This window comes from uncultured Mobiluncus sp. (assembly GCF_947087965.1).
Taxonomy (GTDB): Bacteria; Actinomycetota; Actinomycetes; order Actinomycetales; family Actinomycetaceae; genus Mobiluncus.
In genome coordinates this window covers 69444-83927 of sequence record NZ_CAMUES010000005.1, presented here as the reverse complement: position 1 = coordinate 83927, position 14484 = coordinate 69444, and the positions used below count along the sequence as shown (strand labels likewise).

At 58.9% G+C, this 14484-nt stretch carries 11 protein-coding genes; 2 read left to right on the top strand and 9 right to left on the bottom strand.

Going from position 1 to position 14484, the window contains the following annotated elements; all coding sequences use genetic code 11:
* Positions 1-2: 2 nt before the first annotated feature.
* Positions 3-2144, top strand: coding sequence for a hydrogen peroxide-dependent heme synthase (gene hemQ / locus Q0V70_RS06435; RefSeq protein WP_297589778.1), 2142 nt, complete (start codon positions 3-5; stop codon positions 2142-2144).
* A 79-nt stretch (positions 2145-2223) separates the two neighbouring features.
* Here the strand turns inward: hemQ and Q0V70_RS06430 are convergent, their stop codons facing one another.
* From Q0V70_RS06430 to Q0V70_RS06395, 8 genes are all read right to left on the bottom strand, one after another.
* Positions 2224-2973, bottom strand: a complete 750-nt coding sequence (locus Q0V70_RS06430; protein WP_297589776.1) for a M48 family metallopeptidase — start codon at positions 2971-2973, stop codon at positions 2224-2226.
* A 242-nt stretch (positions 2974-3215) separates the two neighbouring features.
* Positions 3216-4853: a cell wall-binding repeat-containing protein gene (locus Q0V70_RS06425; RefSeq protein WP_297589773.1), complete on the bottom strand. Its 1638-nt coding sequence runs from the start codon at positions 4851-4853 to the stop codon at positions 3216-3218.
* Positions 4854-5047: 194 nt separating this feature from the next.
* Entirely contained in the window at positions 5048-6904 is a 1857-nt protein-coding gene (locus Q0V70_RS06420; protein WP_297589771.1) for a hypothetical protein, read from the bottom strand.
* Entirely contained in the window at positions 6901-7110 is a 210-nt protein-coding gene (locus Q0V70_RS06415; RefSeq protein ID WP_297346803.1) for a hypothetical protein, read from the bottom strand. The genes Q0V70_RS06420 and Q0V70_RS06415 overlap by 4 nt, the downstream gene beginning before the upstream one ends.
* A gap of 225 nt (positions 7111-7335) precedes the next feature.
* A complete protein-coding gene (locus Q0V70_RS06410) occupies positions 7336-8985 on the bottom strand; it encodes an NAD(P)-binding protein (protein WP_297589769.1) in 1650 nt (549 codons plus the stop codon).
* A gap of 44 nt (positions 8986-9029) precedes the next feature.
* Positions 9030-10181 carry a thiamine pyrophosphate-dependent enzyme gene (locus Q0V70_RS06405; RefSeq protein ID WP_297589767.1) on the bottom strand — a complete coding sequence of 384 codons (1152 nt, stop codon included), beginning with the start codon at positions 10179-10181 and terminating at the stop codon, positions 9030-9032.
* Between the two features lie 20 nt (positions 10182-10201).
* Positions 10202-11560, bottom strand: a complete 1359-nt coding sequence (locus tag Q0V70_RS06400) for a transketolase C-terminal domain-containing protein (protein WP_297589764.1) — start codon at positions 11558-11560, stop codon at positions 10202-10204.
* A 66-nt stretch (positions 11561-11626) separates the two neighbouring features.
* Positions 11627-12193, bottom strand: coding sequence for a 2-oxoacid:acceptor oxidoreductase family protein (locus Q0V70_RS06395; protein WP_282922475.1), 567 nt, complete (start codon positions 12191-12193; stop codon positions 11627-11629).
* An 11-nt stretch (positions 12194-12204) separates the two neighbouring features.
* On the opposite strand from Q0V70_RS06395, the gene Q0V70_RS06390 reads away from it, so the two are divergent.
* Positions 12205-13686 (top strand): diaminopimelate dehydrogenase, encoded by a 1482-nt coding sequence (locus tag Q0V70_RS06390; RefSeq protein WP_366126769.1) that lies wholly within the window; start codon positions 12205-12207, stop codon positions 13684-13686.
* A gap of 153 nt (positions 13687-13839) precedes the next feature.
* Here Q0V70_RS06390 and Q0V70_RS06385 read toward each other — a convergent pair whose 3' ends face one another.
* Positions 13840-14478 (bottom strand): antitoxin, encoded by a 639-nt coding sequence (locus Q0V70_RS06385; RefSeq protein WP_297589757.1) that lies wholly within the window; start codon positions 14476-14478, stop codon positions 13840-13842.
* Between the last annotated feature and the right edge of the window lie 6 nt (positions 14479-14484).

Sequence of the window (14484 nt, the reverse complement as noted above, 5' to 3'; positions counted from 1 at the left end):
ACATGCACAATTTGTCTCCCTACGATGCGTTACTGCTGGTCAGCTATGGCGGTCCGAACGGCCCGGAGGACGTGTTGCCGTTCTTGCGCAACGCTACCGGCGGGGCAGGGATTCCCGATTCTCGACTGGAACAAGTTGGCGGGCACTATCGCCTGTTTGGCGGTGTTTCCCCCATTAATGCCCGCAATGACGAACTATTAGCCGGCCTGCGCCAACGCCTCGGCGATGACCTCATCTATACGGTAGGCAACCGCAACTGGCACCCGTACTTCAGCGAAAGTCTGATTGACTTGGTTGACCGTGGGGCGCGCCGGATTTTGACGCTGTTTACTACCGCCTACACGTGTTATTCGGGATGCCGGCAATACCGGGAAAACCTGGCCGAAGCCCTAGCTGAACTGCGCGCCGCCCGCCCTGAGGTGGCCGGTGAAGTCACACTGGACCGGGTCCGCCCTTTTGCGAACACCCCCGGATTTGTCAGCGCTAACGCTCGCGCTATCGCGGCGGCTGCCCGGGACCTAAACGTGACTCCCGCTTCTAACCAATCCGCCGCAGCGTCATCCTCACCGGTTCACTTGGTTTACGTAACACATTCGATTCCCCTGGAGATGGCGCGGCATTCCGGGTCTTGCCGCAGTGTCCACAGCGCCGCCGAGATTTCCCCGACTGTGCGAAAACCGGCACTGTTTGACGACCGGTTTGACACTCCCGTCAGCCGGCCCAGCGTCCCCTTACGCAAGCGGTTGACTGACTTCTCCCCTGAAGCCCTCAATGCTTTGCCGGCGGTGACCCGTGAGCAAGACGCTCTGGGGCAGGGCTGGACCTACCTGGCCCAGCACCTCTCGATCGCGCAAGCCATCCACCGCAGACTTGCTGCACAAGGGCTAGAAATACCGTGGTCGCTGGCGTTTTGCTCCCGTTCCGGTTCCCCGCATCAGGCGTGGCTGGAACCCGATATTAACGACCATTTGCGCGATTTAGCGGCCGCCGGAGTGCGCCGGGTCATCGTGGCTCCCTTCGGTTTTATTTCGGACCATATGGAAGTCGTCTATGACCTCGACACCGAGGCCGCCGCTACCGCCCAGGAACTTGGCCTGGATTATCGCCGGGCTGCCACCGCGGAATCTGATCCTGAGTTCCTGGATGAACTGGCTGACCTGGTTTACGAACGGGCCGCCTTTGCGCGCGGAGAACACCCCCAGCAGCCCGTTGAGCCCGACACCTACCCGCCCTTGGCGGAAACCTGCGGACCGAACTGCTGCCAGTATCCGCGCTCTACCCACTCCCGTCCTCATCACACTGTTAACCCAAACCAAATCAAAGGAGAAACCATGGGACATCCCGAATCCGTTCAAACAGCTCCGGAAATCACCGGCGACCCGCGCGATTACGCGGTCGATTATCACGAAGTCAATGCCAGAGAGAACTACTCCCTGCACATGGTGTTCCGCCGGACCCGGCCCCTGCCCACCGACCCACAGCGCCTCGAACGCATACTCCGCCGTATGGAAGAAGCGATGAACGGAGTAGTGGTGCGTGGCTGGTATGACGTGTCGGGATTCCGCCCCGATGCTGACCTGATGATTTGGGCGCTGGCCGATAATACAGAAGCCCTACAAGAAGCCTTCCGCAAGGTGGGAGCTATCGGGACGTGCCACGGCCAGCCTGCGTTGTTTGAGCCGGTATGGTCGGCGATGAGCCGTCACGTGCCCGCTGAGTTTAATGAATCGCACCTGCCTGCTTGCTGGGGTGGCTTCGCCCCGCGCAAGTACGCCACGGTCTACCCCTTCGTGCGCTCTTGGGACTGGTACTACCTGCCTAAAGCACGTCGCAATGCCATCCTCAAGGAACACGGTATGAACGGTCGCGACTACAACGATGTGGCAGTCTCGACCCTGGCGGCGTTTGCTCTGGGCGATTGGGAATGGACCATCACCCTGGAGGCGGACCGTCTGGATCGGGTCATGGGTGTGCTGCGTCAGCAGCGCGAGGTTGAGGCCCGCCTGTTCGTGCGTGTCGACACCCCGTTCTTTACTGGGGTGCGCGTCGAGCCACGCGAATGGGTGGATTTGCAGCCCAAGCGCGATGATGCGAGCTGCCAGTGCGGCCAGTCTGAGGAAACGTCCTGTGGTTGTGGACAGTAGTCCTCACTCGATTTAAGCATCTTTAGATTAAACCCCTGCGGTACTGTTTGGCACAGTCCGCAGGGGTTTCGTTTGGGTTTCAAGAGGCGTTTCTGCGCTGGTTCAAAGCGCGGTGCAGCTGACGTTCCTGGGGCAGCTTGGCTGATAGCAAAGCATGAAATTCGGGGCCGTGGTTGGGGTGAAAATAGTGCGTAAACTCGTGAGCCACCACGTAGTCGAGGTATTTCGGGTCTTTCGCGCTCAGTTCCAGGTTGAACGTCAGTGCCCGCGTGCGCGGGTTGCATGAGCCCCAGCGCGACTTCATACGTCGAATCCGCACCGGTCCTGGCTCGGTCTCAAAGGCCGCCGCCCACTTGGCCAAGACCGGAGCCAGCCGGATTTCCAGAGAAGTTTTGCGCAATTTGTCCAAAGCACGTTGGCGTTTTTCCAGGGAGGCTTCCACCGGCAGGTGCAACACAATCGCCCCAGCGCCCACTTCCGCGGTGGCACGGGCGCGAGGGCGAGGGTCCTCCACAACCTTCAGGGGAACGTCTTGACCCCACCACGCGACCGTTTCGCCATCCACCAGTCGGGGTTGCGACGCTTGCCGCCGCGCGAAACGCTCCTGCTGCCGGGCAATCCAGTCAGCCTGTTCGTGCAAGAAGTCCCGGGCCATCGTCAGCGGTGCCCGCCGGGGAATAGAGAGATGGAATTCGCCGCGTTCATTAATACGTAGCCGCAGGTTGCGCACATTTTTTCGCGTCAGGTACACCGCGGTGTCGTCCAACCAGTACACGCCCTCATCGCGTGTCCGGCGGGCTGTTTTGTTGCTTCCGGCCATAACAGACATCGCCCTATGCTACCCGACCTGTTGCTAATCTGCGATTAAATCGACCTTCGTGGTCATATTGACCAGCAACACCGATTTAATCGCAGATTTCATACACTGCCTCCAGTGCCCGATGAGCTCGCGAGCCATCCGGGCAGTTCCCGGCATCCAACCCCGCCCAAGTTGTGGCGAAATAAGTTTCGGTGCCAAGCACGCTTGACACCGAAACTCAGGGAGATGAAAGGGAGGTTTCCCTAAAAGACTCAGTACTGTCCGAAGTTCTGAACCGTGTACACCCACTGCCGGCCAGTCGCCGTACCAATACCGGTGCGGTTGAAACGCGCATCCATCAGGTTGCGGTAGTGACCGGGAGAGGCCACCCAAGCCTTCGTGGAGCCCGCGGCGTAAGCGGCCGGGTCAACGTTGTAGTAACCCACCATGTTTTCGCCAGCGAACTTCCAGCCTGCCGGGAACAAATCCGCGTACTTCAACGCGCCGTTGGAGTGTACAAACACGTCGGTGCGGGCGACTTGCTGCGCCCAAGCGCGGGCTGCATCATCCATCACCGGGTCGCGCGTCAAGGACGGGACACCAGCACCGTTACGTGTCGCGTTGATGGCGTTGAACACCGCTTCTTCACGAGCCTGGTCAGCCGGAGAGGGCTGCATCGAGTACTTGGTGTAAACCTGAGATACCCCAGCAACCGGAGCGGAAGCAGGAGTCTTAGCCTGAGTGGGCTGGGAGAAACCAGCGGCCACATTCAACACGCTGTCCGACACCGCGCTGGCATCCCCGATAGCGGTCACCGACGGGTTACCGAAAGCCGTTACGAGGCTACGAGTGTTGCCCTGAGCGTTGGCAGGAACCAACAGCACCGGGCCATCACTCAGCGAGCCGGAAATCAGCGGGTAGACCAAGTCAGAGCCGGAAGCCAAGTAAACGTGGCTGGCGCTGGGGAACACCGTCTGGTTGATAGCCTGAGCGGTCAAGTAACGATCCGCTCCGGCAATACGGGCGGTCGCCGCTCCGCCTGCCACCTGGCTGAGTCGGGAACTGGGAACCACACCTTCGCCACCTAAAGCTACGACCTGGGAGGCACCCAGAGCTTTCACCGTGCTGGCAGCGGTAGCAATGTCGGCACCATTACCGCTGACGGTGATAATCGGGCCGTCACGCAACACGCCCGCGGCGGCCGCATCCGGGGAACCCAAACCGTTGGAACCAATCGCGTCAGCGAGATAAACCTTGGCGTTGCCGTTGGGGTAGGCATACTTGGCGATAGCGGCCGCGGTAGCCACGCGGTTCGGCCCAGCCAGACGGGTCACATTAGCGACCCCGGTATAGGTGCTGAGCTGGCCGGCCACATCGGCACTAATCGCACCTTCGCCGCCAAGAACTACAACCTTGGAGGGGTGCAAACGTTTAATTTCATTAAAGACATCAGCCGGGACATTACCCGAGGAAGGAACCAGCAAAATCGGGCCGTTCGGGAGCACCGATGCCGCCAGGGCGTCAACCGGATTATCGTTGCGCGCCACATAAACTTCTGAGGCTCCGCCGGGGAAAGCCGTCCGAGAAATAGCAATCGCGGTCGCGGTGGGACCGCCGCCGCCGATACGATTCGGCTGCGTGGGTGCTGCTGCAGAGGGAGCCAAAGGCTCAGCTACAGAGGAGTTTCTGGCTTCAGCGTTCGTGGTCTGTTGGGGCTGGCCCAAGACGGGAGAACGGCTCAAATCCGGGCTGCCGGCCAACATGGCCACAGCCACCATAGCCACCAGCGCAGTGCCGCCAACCAGGAAGCGACCAAAACGGACACGCCCGTGTACCATCGGGCGCATCGCCGTGCCGATTTGCGAACCTTCGTTCGTCTTAACATCCATGTTCGGGGTCTTCGGTTTCATAATCCTTATTCACCTGTCCCTGTTTGTTTTCAGCATCTCCAAGACGCCATTTCTTCTCTATAATATTAGCGTTTTAACCCCCTCAAACGGAAGAGCGTTCCCCCTGATTATTCATGGAAAATGCCTGAAAAACCGCAATTTGTTTCCTGTAGAATTTTCTGTCTCAGCGAGTTAACCTGCGATTCTTGCATAAATTATTTACGGGTAATTTCGAACCTCTGAGAATCAGCAAACACGATTTTTTCATTAAGATTCATGTCATTGTTACGACATTTCAGGAAATAATCACCTTGCGAATAGTGTGCATTCAGGAAATCGTCTGCCATTTGGGCATAAACCGAATCCCGGTTGTGCGCCTCGGGAATGTTGAACAGACTGCCCCGGTTGCCCCACACCGTAACGTGGTTCGTTGAGCCCGGGTTCAGTCCCGCCTCCAACTTGGGCACCAGGTCGTTGCTGTTTTCAAACGAAATCATGTGGATGTTTTCGGGTACCCGGCCCATCGCTCCCGCCACCGGCGAACCGGCCGTAATCACCGAACGCACGTTATAGCGGCTGATGAAGGACGGATCTGCCGCCATATTCGCCGCTACAATCCCGGCTTGGGAGTGTCCCACCAGTTCCACCGGTGTGGCGCTGTCCACGTTCATGTGTTCCAGCGCCGCCGCGACCGCCCGCGCCGGACTCGTTTTCAGACCCGCCACCGCTTCCGTGTTCGTCAACATGTCCTGGGGCATCCCCGAACCGGCATCCCAGCTCTCGGTGCCGCGCAGGATGACCCGCACTCCCTTCTGACCTGCGGCATTGCGCCAGCGTTGAATCTCAAACGCCCCATTGTCCCCGTATGGGTCAATCGTGTTGGAGTAACGGAACACGTCACCAGGGTTTTTCGGCAACGTTCGGGTGGCTCCGGCCTGACTGCCCTCCATCGTCCGCCCCAGGCCCGCGCCTCCGCCCTGTTTACGAGGGTCGTAGTCTTGTGTCGCCAATACTTTGTGTTCCAAGCGTTGCGCCCCGTTTACCCCGATGAGCTCGCCGGTAGGAGTTTTGGAAAAGTTCGCCCGGCGGGCATCACGAGTCTCCTGCTGGCTGGCAGCAAACTTGGCATATAGGGTCTGGTCGTAGGTTCGTAGCCACAGTGCGGGCAGCTGTTTGCCGAAAGGCATAGTTTTCCGCGGGACGGCACCGGTTTTTTCCATTAAGCCCCGGTAGGTAAAGAACTGTATCGGTCCAAAGAGCAATACCCCTGCCACGGTGAGGGGGTCATCCCACTCGTAGGCATGAATCAACTCTTGCGGAGTGACTTTGTCGAACCACCTGCCAAAAGCGGCGTTCAGTTCCGGGGAATCTTCGAAGCCGGGGGTGTGCAGGATAGCATTCCAACCGTTGCCGCTGACCTGCAGAGAGTTCGACGCCCCGTAGGACTGGGCTCCGAGCTTTGCCTGCATCCACGATAGGAACACCGCGGACAGTTCCGTATCACTCATCTGTTTCGTGTGATACACCCGGCCATCGACGGTGAAACTGGCGGGGAAGTATTGTCGTAAAGCCAGATGTTGAGCCACCAGGCGCATCATAATCGTTTCAAAATCAAAAGCTGCGAGTAGGTTCCTGAGATCGTCCTCGGTCAGTTTATACAGACCCGTGGCCCGTTCGAGCTGCTGGGATAACGCCCCGATTTTCTGGCTCAGGACCACGGTACCGCAGCGGCCGTGGCATGCCACCGCCGCGGCATCCTCGAACCGGACCCAGGCCGACTCCAGAGCCGCCAGCAGCGGACCGTATTCGGCGGCGCCTTCCGGGGTTTCACACAACCTCACCAGGCGGGCGTGAACCACATAGTATCGGTGCGCCAAACGGGACTGCTCAGCCGGTATCCAGTGACTCAACACGTCCAGGGCTTGCGCGCTGTGCTGCAGGCTCGCCCCCATCCGCTCCATTTCTTCGGTGTCCACGCACAAGCCGGGGCCCCCGCCCACCCAAAAATCTTGGGGGTGTCCCACCACCGGGCTGCGATCATCCCCGATAGACACATCATCGAGCCAGCTCACAGCAGTGCCTCCAAACTGGCTTTCGCGTCCTCCAACTCGTTTATATAGTCGCCCAAAATTTCTAAGTCCCGCAGCCGGTCTCGCCACTGATCGTTATAGGCTTGTGCCGCCAGCCCCAGCCACGTCCGGTTTTCAGCCTCGCAAAAATACGCTAAAGCCTGGGCGTGCTGTCGGCTGAACAGTCCCCAGTAACACATCTGCGCCATAATGTTTCCCCTTTTCCCCGTCACCCGTGAGGCTCCGTCACCCCCAACGTAACCGGAGAAACTGCCCCACCGTACTTGTGACCGTTTTAAAAGTGGATAACCCGGCCTGGCCGAGCTTGTGGAAAACCCGCAACACCCGGACTTTTGCGCAGAAAACCGCCTAAAAACCCACCGGCTCGGTCAGGTTTTTACAAAACCTTGACCGAGCCGGCACCCTAACCGGGTCTAAATATTTTCGGGAACCATCGAAATCGCCCCGCACGGGCATTCTTCGGCGCAGATGCCGCAGCCCTTGCAGTAGTCGTACTTGAACACGTACTCGGTGGGTCGAATCTTGGTGATGGCGTTGTCCGGGCAGACCCCGAAGCAGTTGTCGCATCCGAAACAGTTACCGCAGCTCATGCAGCGGCGAGCCTCGAACACGGCCGATTCTTCGTCCAGGCCCTGCACGACTTCGTCAAAGGTCGAGGCGCGGCGTGGCCCCTCAATCTTGTCGCGAATCCGGCGGGGAGCATCCGCATAATACCAGGTGTTCATGCGTTTGATGGAAGCGTCGGGGGCTTTGTCTCCCGCCCGGTATTCCTCACCGTGAAGGTAAGCGTCGATGCAGCGGGCGGCTTTCTTGCCGTGGCCAATAGCGATGGTGACAGTACGCTCGGAGGGCACCATGTCGCCCCCGGCGAACACGCCTTTCATTCCGGTCATCATGCGGGAATCAACCTTGACTACGCCTTTTTCAATCTCGATACCGGGGGCGTTCTCGACGATACCCAAATCGGTTTCCTGGCCCAGCGCCATAATGACGGAATCGGCACCCAACTCCTCATATTCGCCGGTGCCGACCGGGAAGCCGTCCTCGTTCAACACCATTTTCTCAATCTTGATGGCCCCGCCGTCCACGTGCTTAATGGTGGACAGCCACTTCATCATGACGCCTTCTTCCTCGGCCTCCATGATTTCGGAATCGTGAGCGGGGGCGCGGTCGCGGGTCCGGCGATACACGATGATGGCTTCCTCGGCGCCCAGGCGTTTCGCGGTACGAGCCGCGTCCACGGCCGTGTTCCCGCCGCCGTAAATGACGACGCGGCGTCCCAGCATCGGTTTCTCGTCGCTCTCCATGTCGGCCAACATATCCACCGCGTCCATGACTTTCGCGGAATCTCCGGCGGGAATATCGGCGTGACGCCCCATCTGAGCCCCGATAGCCAGGAACACGGCGTCAAAATCGCCGGCGACATCGGCCACGTTCTCTACCTTCGAGTTAAACTCGAAAGTGACCCCCATGTCGGCGATACGTTTCACTTCCTGATCCAGAATGCCGCGCGGCAGCCGGTAGGAGGGAATCCCAAACCGCATCATGCCTCCCGCCATCGGACCGGCGTCGCGTACCGTGACGGTGTGGCCCATCCGGCGCAGATGGTAGGCGGCGGACAGCCCGGAGGGTCCCGCCCCCACGACCAGCACTTTCTTGCCGCTTTCCGGGGCGAGCAGACCGACCGTCCACCCCTCCAGCAGGGCCTTGTCCCCCACGAAACGTTCAATCGCGTTGATACCCACCGCTTCGTCCACCATGCCGCGGTTACAGGCGGTCTGACAAGGGTGGTAGCAAACGCGTCCCATCACCGCCGGCAGCGGGTTGTCGGCCATCATCTGTTCCCAGGCCTGGCGATACCTGCCTTCTTCGGCGTAAAACAGCCATCGTTGGCAGTTCTCCCCGGCCGGGCAGGCCTTGTTACACGGCGGCAGGTTACTCACGTAGACGGGCCGTTCGGTGCGCCACGAGCCGGTTTCGTTCTCTAGGGAAGAACCGACTTCGAGGGTAATCGCAAAAGGAATGGTCTCCTCTTTCTTCAGTTCAGCTTTGGCTTGTGTCATTTTCGTTTTCCTCTAACTTCTTCAATAGCTCGCCCAAGCGCCGGTTAGTTCGCCTCGGGTTCGCTGCTCACGTCCATTACCTGCCGGCCGGGCAGAGCCGCGGCAAAACGACCGGCCGGGTCGTCGGGGGCGCTCAAGATACGTTCCCGCACGTCCTCGTCCAGCGAATCCATCTCAATCAAGCCGTAACGTTTAATATTGCGGTCCGCAATAGCTTGAATCCGCGCCAGCACTTCGCTCGAATCCGGCCCTTTGAACACGTGAGCGAAACGGCGCTGTGGCTTCAGGTAAGCCTCGACCGGGGCGGGACGGCGAATCTTGGTAACGGATGTAATCTCTCCGTTCTCCGCTTCATACACCGGGAACAGCCCGGTCTGAATCGCCAAGCGAGCCAAGGTAACCGTCAGATTCGAGTTGGAGCCCCATCCCAGCGGGCAGGGCACCAAAACGTGCAGGTAGCGCGCCCCGCGGTAGGTCATGGCCTTTTGCACCTTGTACTCCAGGTCACGCAAATCCGCTACGGTCGCGGTGGCGACGTAAGGAATCTCGTGGGCCATCGCAATCCGCGGCATGTCTTTGCCCTGGGTGAATACGTTGCCGGGATGTTCGCCGACCGGCTGGGTCGTCGCGGTACGTGCCGCCGCCGGGGTCGCGCCGGAACGCTGCACCCCGGTGTTCATATAGGCTTCGTTGTCGTAACAGATAAACAGGACATCATCGTTGCGTTCAAACATCCCGGACAGGCAGGCCATGCCAATATCGACAGTGCCGCCGTCCCCGCCTTGGGCGACGACGCGAATGTCGTCCTTGCCCATCGCTTTCAAACCCGCGGCCGCTCCGGCTGCCACTGCGGCCGCGTTTCCGAACAGGGAGTGCATCCAGGGAATCGTCCACGCGGTTTCCGGGTACGGGGTGGAAAACACCTCCAAGCATCCGGTCGCGTTGACAGCTACCAGTTTGCCGTTGGCCGCGGCCGTAGCGGTATCGATAGCGTAACGGGCTCCCAGCGCTTCGCCGCAGCCCTGGCAGGCGCGGTGTCCCGAGGTCAGGGAGTTTTTCCGGTTCGGGTCGGATTGCAGGGAGCGCCACTGCAGATCCGCCAAACGGTTGCCCACCGCGAATGAGCCGACTTGATAGAACTTGACCTGTTCGCGGGCCGGAATTTCGGTCTGTGCAGATTGAGTGATTTCAGTCATTTTTTCTCCTCTGTTCCGGCTTATTCAGCCTGGTCGGGCACTACCGACACGGCATCTTGCTTGATGGACGGGGAAGCCACGCGCGGGTTGCCGACCTTGTCCGCCTTGGGTTTCGGCCCGGATTCGGCAATCTTTGCGTTGGTGCGCAGTACCCGTTCGCGTTGCACGTTGGTGGCAAAAGCGCCGGAGCGCCGGGTGGCGGCCTCCCGCTCCAGTTCCCCTCGCACCAGTTCCATATCCAGGTCCATAAAGGTCAGGGGCTCGAGGGTGTCCGCCGCGGCCTGATCCAGCATGGCGTGCAGTGAATTCTTGGTGATGTTGCGTCCGCCCAGTCCGGCGATGACTTCGTAGCAGGTGAAGGGCAGTCCGCGCATGGCCGCGCGCAACTCGGAGGAAACAATCCCGCCAATCCCCAGCTGGAAGGCTTTTTCGAGGCAGACTACGCGCTTTGCGCCCTGCAGGACCTCGCGGATAGCGGCGAAGGGGAAGGGCCGGAAGGACACGAGGGACATGATGCCGATCTTTTCGCCGTTCTCGCGGCGTTGATCCACCACGTCTTTTAGCGTGCCGACCACGGATCCCAGCGCCACGATGATGGTTTCAGCATCCTCGCAACGGTACGTGTGCAGCAGGCCGCCGGAATCTCGCCCGAAAATACTCTTGAATTCGGACTGGACCTGAGGGATGAGGTCGAGGGCCTGGAGCATCTTGTGGTGGGCGATATAGCGCACCTCGGTAAAGGCTTCGGGGCCAACCATCGCGCCGATAGACAGCGGGTCGTCGGGGTCCAGTACCTGGCGCGGTTCGTAGGGCGGCAGGAACTGTTTGACCTGCTCCGGTTCGGGCAGGTCGACCTGTTCGACCGCGTGGGTGAGGATAAAGCCGTCCATGCACACCATTACCGGCACGCTGAGTTCCTCCGCGATGCGGAAGGCCTGTACGTGCAAATCCGCGGCCTCTTGGTTGTTTTCAGCGAACAGCTGTAGCCACCCGGAATCACGCTGACTCATCGAGTCGCTGTGGTCGTTCCAAATGTTGATGGGCGCGCCGATGGCCCGGTTCGCCACGGTCATCACGATGGGAAAGCCCAGGCCGGCAGCGTTGTACACGGCCTCGACCATATAGAGCAAACCTTGTGAAGCGGTGGCGGTGTAGGAACGTGCCCCCACGGCCGAGGAGCCGATACAGGCACTCATGGCCGCAAATTCGCTCTCGACGTTGACGTATTCGCAATGTTCCAGCTGCCCGGACTTCACCAGGGCGGACAGGGCCTCGACGATGTGAGTTTGGGGACTGATGGGGTAGGCGGCGACCACATTGGGCTGGCATGCCGCAACAGCCCGGGCAATCGCCTGGGAGCCTTCGATTTGTTTAAGCATTGTTTCTTCTTCCTTTTAGTGTGAAGTCCGGGGCGCACCACACCGTCCCGGTACCGTTGGCGTCTCTCAGGCCATATTGTCTTTCACGTATTCGTAGGCCGCGGCGGCGGCCTCCACGTTGGAGTCGCCGACTTTGCCTTTGAACTTGCCGCGGATGGCGTCCTCCACCGATTCCAGTTTGATAATCCCGGTCAGAGCCGCCAACCCGCCCAGCAGAACTGCGTTCGGGAGGGGACGCCCCAGCTTTTCCAGGGCGATCTCAGAGGCGGGCATTGCCATAAAGTGACCCCGCGGTAGCCTCGCCTCCAACTCGGATACGCCCAGTTCGGCCGCGGTCTTTTGGGAGTTAACCAGCGCGTACCCATCGTCTTTCAGCCCCGAAAACGGATCCATAATGGCCAGCAAGGTCGGGTCTTGGACAATGACAATATCGGGATCCAAGATGGGTTCCCGGGAGCGAATTTCTTTATCTTCAATCCGGCAGTAGCTCACGACGGGAGCGCCGGTCCGTTCCGACCCGAAAGACGGGAAGGCTTGGGCGTGGTGGCCGTCCGCAAAAGCCGCGTAAGCCATTAAATCGGAAGCGGTGACCACACCCTGACCACCGCGCCCGTGTACTCGAATTTCAACCATGTTTCGAGCCTATGTTGCTCACCTGTTTTTGTCCTCCAAACCGGAGAATTCCAAGAGTTCTCAATAAACAATTTTTGGCAACTATTGAACTGGGTTGGAATTTAAAGACAGTCCTGGCTTTCTTAAAACTTGAAGCACTCCCGATTCTCTCTTATTTCGCGTCGATTAACGCTAAGGTAATCAAGAGGACGAGCCAATGGGGGCAAACTATGACACAACAAGAAGACACGCGCATTCGCGTCGGTGTGGTCGGCTTTGGCAGCTACGGCAAGGCAGTTGCCAAAGCGGTTGGCAAGTGCCGCGACATGGAACTGGTAGCGATTTTTTCCAAGCGCGACCCGCAAAAACTCCAAAATTCCTATGCCAAGGTTTACCCCACCGACAAGGTGGCAGAGTTTGCCGACCGTATCGATGTCGTCATTATCTGTGACACCCTGGGGACAAAACTGCAGGAAGAAACCCCCCAGCTCGCCCAGTATTTCCACACGGTCGACGCCCACCCCTTGCGCGGCACGCCGCCCACCGCCGAGGAAGTCGAAGCGAAACGCCAGCTCCGCCTGGAGGAACTGGAACGGATGGCGAAAGACATCGCCGAACGCCAAGCGGCTCGTGACGCCGCGGCGGGCATGGAGCAAACGGCTGATGCGTCTGCGGCGACGCCAGACACGCCGCCGAATACAAACGCGGCTCCCGATGCGGCGGGGGAGGAAAACCCTGATGAGGATATCCACGAAGTCTCGGGCATGATGCTACCCGCGTTCATCAAAGAGCCCGTTTTTCAGCCCGTCTACCAGGCTTTCCCCGACTATTTCGCGGCGGTGGACCAGGTGGGGCAATCCACCAAACACGTGTCTTTGTGCGCGGTGGGTTGGGAACCCGGACTGATGTCAATGTTCCGGGTCATCTCTGACTCCCTGTTCCCGAAAACGAAAACCTACACATTTTGGGGGCGCGGTATTTCCATGCAGTGGTCCAACGCGATCCGCGCCTTCGAGGGTGTGTTGGACGCGGTGGCTTATCAGGTACCCAAAGAGACTCCCCTCACGGCGGTATTGAATGGGGAACCTATCTATGATGATTCACGCAAAGCCCTGCACTATCTGGAATGCTACGTGGTGGCTGACCCGGCCTACGACAAGGAACAGCTGCGTGAGGAAATCATGGAAATGCCGGGCTGGTTCGCTGACTACGACACCCAGGTCACGTTCCTGAGTCCCGACGAAATGCGCGAGTTCCACTCGCGGCTGACCCACGCGGGGCTGGTTCTGTCGCGCGCCTCGACTTCCCAAGGCGTCAACGAACAAATCAAGTTGGAAATCGACATGGACGACAACCCCGAGTTCACGGCCTACGTCATGGTGGCAGCGGCCCGGGCGGCTTACCGGGCCGGGCAAGCTGGCTGGTCGGGGGCACACACCATGATGGAGATTCCTCCCATCTGGTTGCATCCCGACTCGCCGGATAAACTGCGTTTCCAGACTTCCGGGTCATAGGTACTCCTAGGTGTCTTGGTGACACCACCCGGCAATACAACGCCGGCGTTCACAGACTAACAGTTCAAGCAGTTTCTGATGCCTCTATAATTGCTGATAAACGCCAATTTGAACTGGAATCGAAGCCTAGAGAGATGAGTATAAGTGTGCGACCTAATGCTTGTCTTTGCTGGCTAGAAGGTCATAGAGCTTACTGAGCATTTCCTGGGTTTCGATGAACTCGCTGCTTCCGGGTTTACCGTTTTCTTTAAACCAGTTTTTCAGCATATTAAAATCTTTCAAGCCCAGCTCGCCGCTGATGATGCCTTTTTCCTTTGACAATGCAACAGTTGTTGCTAACATCCCGATTTGACCGATGCCCATATCTGACCCCTGCGCGGCCTCAATGGTTTGAACTTCGTAACGCGTCAACTGAGCCAAACGCTGCACCGTCCTTCGGTCATTTGTCAAAGTTAAGACACCGTTAGGCAGCAAAACACCTTCCTGCATTTTGTATGCTGCATTGGCCGCCAAACCAGGCCCCTTCAAATCAGAGATAGCCTTGTAAATTTGGTTGCGATCAGTAACTTTCTGTGTCAAATAGGCTCGCTCATCCGCACTGATAAACCCGTGCTTTTCAAGCTTGTCAAACATATAGCTCAAATCGACCTTAGTTCCCCAGTCTCCGTCCTTACCTGGGGAAACAGTCACTGATGAGGTCGTTTCCATCGATTTCTGAAAGCCCTGCGCGGTCGAAACGTGAGGACTGACATTAGGCATCGACGTCCCTTGGAACGAACCAACATTAATCATTGCAAA